This window comes from Streptomyces sp. NPDC029159 (assembly GCF_055564055.1).
The window spans coordinates 170,583-178,298 of sequence record NZ_JBVHWT010000016.1; the positions used below are offsets into that span (position 1 = coordinate 170,583).

The following is a 7,716-nucleotide window of genomic DNA, read 5'->3' on the forward strand; positions in this document are numbered from 1 at the left end:
ACCCATGCAGTCGTCCGACGGCAACATCCCGCACGCCATCCGCCTTCTCGGACCGACACTCGTCCGGACGGCCACGGGCGCCACGTGCAGCCCCCGGCCCTCCCTCCGCCGCAGCCTGCTGGAACTGCTCGCCCTGTCGGCGCAGCAGCCGGTGGCGACCGCCGTCATCGTGGAGGAACTGTGGGCGGGCGCGCCCCCGCTCCAGCCCGAACAGGCGGTCCAGGCCCATGTGGGCCGGCTGCGCCGGATGCTCACCCTCCTCGGACGGGGCGACGCCGGACTCCGGGTCCGCACGGTCGGGGGCGGCTATCTGCTCGACGTCGCCCCCTCCAGGGTGGACGCCCTCCACTTCGAGCAGCTCGTGCACGAGGCCACCGCCGGTACCGCGGCCGCGCTCCCCGCCTTGAACCAGGCGCTCGCGTGCTGGCGGGGGCAGCCGTTCGGCGGCGCCGCCGACGGTGAGTGCCACCGCTTCGCCGCACAGCGCTGGGAGGAGCTGCGCGTCCTGGCGCTCCGTGCCTGGGCGGAGGAGCAGCTGCGCCTCGACCGTCCGCAGGCCGCCGTGGCCCGGCTGCACCCGGAGGTGCTGGCCGGGTCGTCGGACGAGGGCCTGAACATGATCCACATGGTGGCCCTGTGCCGGAGCGGCCGGAAGACGGACGCCATGGAGGTCTACCGGTCCCTGCGGCACAGGCTGGTCCACGGCTACGGCATCGAGCCGTCCCCGGAGCTGCGCTCCCTCTACCAGCGCATCCTCCTGGACGCGGCGGACACCTGCTTCCGGCTCCCGCTGCCCTCGGCGGCTACCGCGCCCTGACCCGTTCCCAGACCTCGTCCACCAGCTCCGGCACGGTGGCGTAGAGGTCGAACTCCGCTGCTTTGATCTCCACTCCGAGCTCGCGGCGCAGCGCCTGGCTGAGGTCCACCACGCTCAGCGAGTCGATCCCCAGATCCACCAGCATCGCGTCGGGATCGACCGCCCCCTCGACCTCCTGTTCCCGCAGCCACGCGGCGACGAGCGCCGTGATCCTGTCCCTGGTGTGGGTGTTCGCGTCCACAACCCCTCCTCGTTGTTCCGCTCGTTCCGGGTACCGCGTCGGCACATCCCGCAGCCGCCCGCCGGTCGTGCGGGCGGCGCTCACGCGTCGTGTGGCGGCGGGCGCACCCCACCCAGCCGCCGGCGCACACCGGGGTCGGCCAGCCGCTCCGTCAGGACGGCCCGGGCCCGGTCGGCCAGCCCGGGCGGCCAGGGGAACGCCTCCCGCCGGTAGGACTTCAGCGCGCGCACCGCCTCCGGCCGGCATCCGCGCAGGCGGCGGAGGGCGTCCGGCAGCAGCACGGCGGCTCGGTCGCCCACCAGGTCCGCCAGCCCCCACTCGGCGCCGCGGTCCGAGTCGACCTCCATGGCGGTCAGCGCCATGGCGCAGGCGCGGTGTTCGCCGATCCGCCGGGCGAGGAACGGCAGGGCCATCGCGGGGACGAGCCCCAGCAGCGCCTCGGTGCAGCGCCAGCGCGCGCCGCGGCCGGCGAGCACCAGGTCGCACGCCGAGGCCAGGGCCACGCCGCCGCCGACGGCGGGCCCGTCGAGCAGCGCGACGGTCACCACCGCGCAGCCGGTGAGGCGCTCGAACAGGTGCCACGGCGAGGTCTCCCGGTGGGTGAACCACCGGGCGTCCGGCGCCGTGCCGAGCGGCAGTCCCGAACAGAAGGTGTCCGAGGCCGAGCTGAGCACCAGAGCCCGGCAGCCGGGCGTCGCCTCGGCGCGGTCCACGGCGCGGTGCAGCCCGCGGACGAGCCGGGCGTCCAGCGCGTTGGGATCGCGGGCCGACCGTCCGATACGTGCCTCCAGGTGGCCGGGGTGCTCGGCGACGTGCACCGCCGTCTCTTCCGGGGCGCCGGTCACCAGGGGGAACCGTCCGTCCACGCGTACCGCCGCCGGTAGTGGTCCACCCCGGTCAGCATCAGCCGGTGCGCGCCGGTCTCCGCCACGTGCCGCAGGGCCCGCCGCGCCGGTGCCAGGTCGACGTCCGTGGCGCGGACACCGGCCGGCACGTCGGTCCCCGCCAGCCGCGCGTACTCGTCGAAGGACAACGGGCAGCGCGCGTCGAGCGCTTCCCCGACCCCGCCGAGGGCCAGGCGCTCCGCGGCTCCGGGGACGAGGTCGCAGCCGTAGAACTCGGCGGAGCAGCCGGACCCGTAGGAGAACACCCCCACGGTGGCCGCCCCGTGCGGGGCACCGTGGGCCACCGCGCTCATCAGGCACAGCAGCGAGGTGCCGGTGTAGATGTTGCCGGTGCGGCGTACGTAGGCGAGCGACGGTTCGACCCGGCGGGCGAAGTCGGCCTCGATCTGCGCCGGGGCCAGTCCGACGACATCGCGGGTCAGCGTGCGGTGCGCGCCTTTGACCATGGCCGCGAACGGGGTGTGCATGGCGAGGAGAGCGAAGTCGCCCAGGAAATCCGCCCCCGGCACCTTGGCCGTGTAGTCCTGCCAGCAGGACCGCAGACACGCCAGATAGCTCAGCAGGGACAGATCGGGGTCGATCACCTCCTCCGCGTACGAGGGGCGGAGCGTGTCGCAGACATCGTCGCTGTGCAGCCCGCCCGCCCCGGGGCGCAGGGCGGCGATACGGGGCGCGGCCGATACGAGCACGGCCACGCCGCCGACGCCCGTGACGGCCTCCGGCAGGCTGTGCAGGGGATGGTGGCCGAGGTCACCGGTGACGACCAGGGCGCGTGCGCCGGGCCGGGGACTCGTCGCCACCACGGCGGCGGCCAGGTGCAGGGCGGCGGAGCCCGCATGGCACGCCTGCTTCACCTCCACGGTGCGGCAGGCGCTCGGCAGACCCAGCAGCCGGTGCACGGCGCCGCCGAGCGATTTGCTCAGGTCGAGGCCGCTCTCGGTGGCGAACACCAGCAGTTCGACCGTGTCCCGTTCGGCGGGCGTCAGCTGCTCCAGCACCCGCCGGCCGGCGGTCGCGCCGAACACGACGGGGTCGTCGCACGGCAGCGCCACCCCGCGCGCCTCCATCCCCAGCGCGCGCACCCGGCGCGCGTGTGCCGCGTCACCGCGGCAGAGGGTGTCCACCGCGACCACGGCCGCACCGCAGTCGACACCGACCGCGTCGATGCCGACCGTCCGGATCCCGTCCCCGGGCCTCACCATGCCGCGCCGTCCTCTCCCGCCGTGGCCCGGCCCAGCACCAGCGAGCAGCTGATCCCGCAGAACGCGTAGCTGGAGGTGACCGCCGCGGAGAGATCGGCCCGGACGGTGTCGCGGGGTGCGAAGGTCAGCCGGTCGGTGCAGGGCCGGGCCAGGTGGGGGTTGCCGTGGCAGAAACCGTCCCGCAGCTGGATCGCCGTGGCGACGATCTCCAGCAGGCCCGACGCGCCGAAGCAGTGGCCGGTCAGCGCCTTCGTCGCGTTGACCAGCGGCCGGGCGCCGAACACCGCCGCGAGGGAGCGTCCCTCGACCTCGTCGCCGATCCGCGTTCCCGTGGCGTGGGCGTTGACGTAGCCGATGTCCCGCGCATCGGCGCCGGCCCGGTCCAACGCCCGGTGCAGCGCGGCCGTCTGCCCCTCGGCCAGCGGGTCGGCCGCCCGCCTCCCGTCGAGGGCCTGACCGTGGCCGAGGAGCAGGGCGAGCGGGGCACGTCCGCGCCCCGTGGCGTCCCCGACGGCCTCCAGCAGCACGGACGCGGCGCCCTGGCCCGGGACGAAACCGCTGCGCGTCCGGTCGAACGGACGGCACAACGTCCGCGGATCGCGGTGCGGTACGGGCCCGCTCAGCGCACCGGCCTGCCGCAGGGCGGTGAGTTCGACGGCCGAGTGGTCCGTGGCCGGTGCGACGACCAGGCAGCGCGCGGCCTCCCCGGAGGCCACCAGACGCGCCGCCTGGAGCACCGCCAGCGCCCCGCCGGCCGCCGAGGCGGCGAGCACCCAGCCCTCGCCCACGGCGCCCGTGACCTGGCTGACCGTGCCCACGACGTCGACGTCCGTGTGTGTCAGTGCGTAGGACGGCGCCACATGTCCCCGCTCGGCGAACCCCCGGGCGGCCGCCGCCTGGTGCCGGGGGGCGAGGTTCCCGCCCGCCACGATCAGCGCGCACTCCGCGAGCTGCGCGCGGGAGAGCCCCGCGGCGTGCACCGCCGCGGCGGCCACGCACGCCGCGGTGACGGCGGGCAGCGTCCCCCGCGCGGTGCCGGCCATCAGCCGCTCCCGCAGCTCCGGCGCCCCGGAAAGGTGGTCCCGTGCCCAGGCGGCGGGCGCGAAGCCGGTGAGCGGGGCGGCCGCTCCGGCGCCGGAGCGGCGGTACGCGGATCCCTCTGGCGGCGCGACGATCGCGGACCGGGTGCCGGCGAGGGCCTCGGCGTACGCGTCGAGACCGCCGATGTCCCCGGTCAGAACGGCCGCCGAGGTGAGGGCGAGCGGGGTGACGGTCCGTGGGCGGGGGGCGGTCATCCGCTTTCCCGGCACGCGTCCAGGACGGTCGCGAGGGCGCCCAGGGTCTCCGCGGCGGCCAGCTGCTCGGCCGGGGCCCGCAGGCCCAGCCGGTGCATGGCCAGCGCCACGATGTCCGCCCGGTCCAGCGAGGAGGCGCCCAACGCGCGCAGCGAGCACTCCGGGGTCACCGCGTCCGCCGGCGTCTCGGGAAGGATCTCCCGCACGGCCTCCCGCAGGACCGTGAGCGTCTCCTGGGACGGTGTGCCCGCCGCGCCGTCCGCGTGGCGTGCCAGATGGGCGGCGAAGAGGGCCGGGGTCGGATGGGCGCGCAGCACCTCCTCGTCGTCGGACCGGCCCAGACGGTCGTTGACGGCGGACACGAACTCCACCTTGAGGATCGAGTCCATCCCGAGGTCGGTGAACGTGGTGTGGTCCGCCGCCGGTTCGACGTCGGTCATCAGCACCTCGGCCAGGCACTCCCGGACGACGGCGAGGAGAGGAGGCCCGGCCGGATCGCCGTTCCCGCCGGTCAACTGCTCGTAGTAGGCCGCCAGTTGACGTGGCGAAGGGTGCATTTCCGCCTCGGCGGCCCTGACCTGCAGGCCGAACACGCTGTTGAGCGCCTCCAGCAGTTCGACGGTGAGGATGCTGTCGAGGCCCTGGTCGACGAGTGGGACATCGGGGTCGATCTCCTCCGGGGCGACGAAGAGAACCTTGGCCGCGCTGCCCACGACCGTGGGGAGCGCGCTCCGGTCGGCGGCGGCGTCGTTGGGTGAAGAGGGCACGGTGCTTCCTCTCATCGAGGTCCGGTGTCCGGCGGCGGGGCGTCCTGGAGTGCGGGCTCGCCGGGCGGCCAGAAGCGACGGCGTTCGAAGGGACTGGTCACCAGGGCCGCACGGGGCCCCGGGAGCTGAGGGTCCGACGGCCATTCCGGTGCCGCTCCGGTGAGCCACCGCGCCGACGCGGGGTCGAGGCCCGGGCGCGGGCTCTCCGGGACGGACAGCGCCGGGTGGGGGCGGCCCCCGGCCAGGGCCTCGCAGCCCTCGCGCGCCTCCCGCAGGGTCCGGGCGAGCACCACGGCGCGGTGGGCCAGATGGCGGCGGCCGGATCCCAGCGCCGCCGCGACCTCGGGCAGCGCGGCCCCGCGGTCGGCCAGTTGGCGCGCCAGACAGGCGGCCGTCCGGCACAGCGTCCGGGTGCCGGTCGCCGACAGCGGAAGCGTCACCGGGGCGTCCGGGGCGGCGCCGGTGCCGTCCGGCTCGTACGCCTCGACCACGACATGGGCGACCGAGCCGCTGATCCCGAACGCGCTGACCCCGGCCAGCCGCGGCCGCCCGCTCCGGGGCCACTCGATCGGCCGGTCCGCCAGTACCACGCGGGAGCCGGCGAGCCCGAGCGCCGGGCTGATGGCGTGCAGCCCGGGGATGGCGAAGATCCGTCCGCCGCGCAGCGTCAGCACCGCCTTGATCAGGCCGATGCAGCCCGCCGCCGCCTCCAGATGGCCGACGTTGGCCTTCGCCGAACCGACCCACAGCCGGTCCGGCGTGTCCCGGCCGGTCGCGGCGTCGTGGCCGTCGCCGGCCGCCTCGCGCAGGGCGGCGATCTCCAGGGGGTCGCCGGCGGGGGTCGCGGTGCCGTGGGCCTCCAGGTAGCCCATCGCGCGGGGGGCGAGACCGCCGTCCGCCCACGCCGCCCTGATGACGGCGGTCTGCGCGGCGCGGCTGGGGGACGTCATGGTCGCGGTGCGCCCGCCGTGGCGGACCGCGGCGCCGCGGATCACCGCCAGCACCGGGTCGCCGTCCCGCCGTGCGTCGGCCAGGCGCCGCAGGACGACCACGGCGCCGCCCTCGCCGCGGACGTAGCCGTCCGCGTCCGCGCTGAAGGGGACGCACCGGCCGCGGGGCGAGAGCATGCCCGACTGGAGGTAGGCGGCGTGGTTCAGGGGTGCGCAGAGGATGTTGGCCGCGCCCGCGACGGCGGTGCGGCAGGCCCCGGCACGCAGCTCCGACACCGCGAGCGCGACCGCCGTCAGTCCGCCGGCGCACGCCGTGTCCACCGTGACGCTCGGACCGCGCAGGTCGAACTGTTGCGAGAGACGGTTCGCGTTGAACGAGAGCAGATTGCCGACGCCGGTGTACCCGTCCCGCAGCCCGGCCGCCACGGCACGCTCGCGGAAGTCGTATCCGCCCGCCGCGACATAGACACCGGTGTCGCCGCCGGCCAGCCGGTCCGGCGCGAGGGCCGCGTGTTCCAGTGCCTGCCAGGTCAGTTCGAGCAGCAGGCGCTGCGCCGGGTCCATGGCCGCCGCCATGCGGTTGCGGATCCCGAAGAAGGCCGCGTCGAACTCGTCGATGCGCCGCAGCAGCGCCGCCCGCAGGACGGGCTTCCCGGTCATCTTCAGCGCCGCCACGTCCAGGCCGGGGAACCGGTCCCCGGGTATCGGCCCGAACCGCACCTCGCCCCGGTCGAGCAGGGCGGCGAAGTCGCGGACGTCCTCGGCCCCGGAGACCCGGCACGCCATACCGACCACGGCGACGGGCTCACCGGCCCGGCGGCCGGTGCGTTCGCCGGGCAGTGGCTCCGGCTGTCGTGAAGCGGTCACCACGCGGCCTCCCGGCTCGTTGAGCGGATCGGAGGACGAACCGGCGCACCGGGGCGGACGGTTCGCCTCTGAGTATCGGACCGGACCACCGACACAACGCCGACACAAGCCGTACACCGCCCAGGCCGACGATCTTGTCGCCACTGTGTCGGTGCTCCCGGCGAGACTGACATCAGACCGGGCGATCCGGATGCCCGGCGGCCCGTCGTGCGGAAAGGAGGCGGAGCCCGTATGCCCGTCGCCCCGGCAGCCCCCTCCTCTCCCGTCCGGGTGACCGTGGGCCCGCCCGTCGCCCGGGTGCGGATCTGCGCACCGGCCGACCGGAACCGCATCACCGCCCGGCTGTGCGCCGCGCTCCCGGCGGCCCTGCGGGAGGCGGCGGCGCACCCCGCCACCCGGGCGGTCCTGTTGAGCGGGGAGCCCGACGTGTTCTGCGCCGGCGGCTCGCGGGAGGAGCTGCTCGGCTTCCACCGCGGACGCTCCCCCCTGGAGGCGGAGGAGTGCATCACCGCGCCGCTGCACTGCCCGGTGCCGGTCGTGGCCCCCACCCCCCGGCCCCCGCCCCGCTGGGGGCTGGTTCCCGGGAGCCCCACGGACCTCACCGTTTTTTCTGGGAGCCTCCTGTCCCCATACAACCCCCCCCTCCCCAGCCTCCCCCCCAACGGGCAACGA

At 75.8% G+C, this 7,716-nt stretch carries 8 protein-coding genes; 2 read left to right on the top strand and 6 right to left on the bottom strand.

The genetic code is table 11. The features are described from left to right. The first annotated feature begins 4 nt into the window (after positions 1-4). Complete coding sequence (locus ACZ4U4_RS26705; RefSeq protein ID WP_467879172.1) at positions 5-817, top strand: AfsR/SARP family transcriptional regulator; 813 nt, start codon at positions 5-7, stop codon at positions 815-817. Here ACZ4U4_RS26705 and ACZ4U4_RS26710 read toward each other — a convergent pair. The 6 genes from ACZ4U4_RS26710 to ACZ4U4_RS26735 form a co-directional block, all read right to left on the bottom strand. Then, positions 804-1,058: an acyl carrier protein gene (locus tag ACZ4U4_RS26710; protein WP_467879175.1), complete on the bottom strand. Its 255-nt coding sequence runs from the start codon at positions 1,056-1,058 to the stop codon at positions 804-806. The two genes, ACZ4U4_RS26705 and ACZ4U4_RS26710, sit on opposite strands and share 14 nt — an antisense overlap. A gap of 80 nt (positions 1,059-1,138) precedes the next feature. After that, positions 1,139-1,903, bottom strand: coding sequence for an enoyl-CoA hydratase/isomerase family protein (locus ACZ4U4_RS26715; protein WP_467879177.1), 765 nt, complete (start codon positions 1,901-1,903; stop codon positions 1,139-1,141). Next, on the bottom strand, positions 1,900-3,165 hold the full coding sequence (locus ACZ4U4_RS26720; protein WP_467879179.1) for a hydroxymethylglutaryl-CoA synthase family protein: 1,266 nt from the start codon (positions 3,163-3,165) through the stop codon (positions 1,900-1,902). The genes ACZ4U4_RS26715 and ACZ4U4_RS26720 overlap by 4 nt, the downstream gene beginning before the upstream one ends. Further along, a complete protein-coding gene (locus ACZ4U4_RS26725; protein WP_467879181.1) occupies positions 3,159-4,460 on the bottom strand; it encodes a beta-ketoacyl synthase N-terminal-like domain-containing protein in 1,302 nt (433 codons plus the stop codon). Before ACZ4U4_RS26725 ends, ACZ4U4_RS26720 begins: the two co-directional genes overlap by 7 nt. Beyond that, complete coding sequence (locus ACZ4U4_RS26730; protein ID WP_467879183.1) at positions 4,457-5,227, bottom strand: phosphopantetheine-binding protein; 771 nt, start codon at positions 5,225-5,227, stop codon at positions 4,457-4,459. Before ACZ4U4_RS26730 ends, ACZ4U4_RS26725 begins: the two co-directional genes overlap by 4 nt. Before the next feature lie 11 nt (positions 5,228-5,238). Continuing rightward, positions 5,239-7,044 carry a polyketide synthase gene (locus ACZ4U4_RS26735; RefSeq protein WP_467879186.1) on the bottom strand — a complete coding sequence of 602 codons (1,806 nt, stop codon included), beginning with the start codon at positions 7,042-7,044 and terminating at the stop codon, positions 5,239-5,241. 231 nt (positions 7,045-7,275) lie between these two features. Here ACZ4U4_RS26735 and ACZ4U4_RS26740 point away from each other — a divergent pair. Then, a partial coding sequence (locus ACZ4U4_RS26740; protein ID WP_467879188.1) for an enoyl-CoA hydratase-related protein occupies positions 7,276-7,716 on the top strand: 441 nt, incomplete at its 3' end.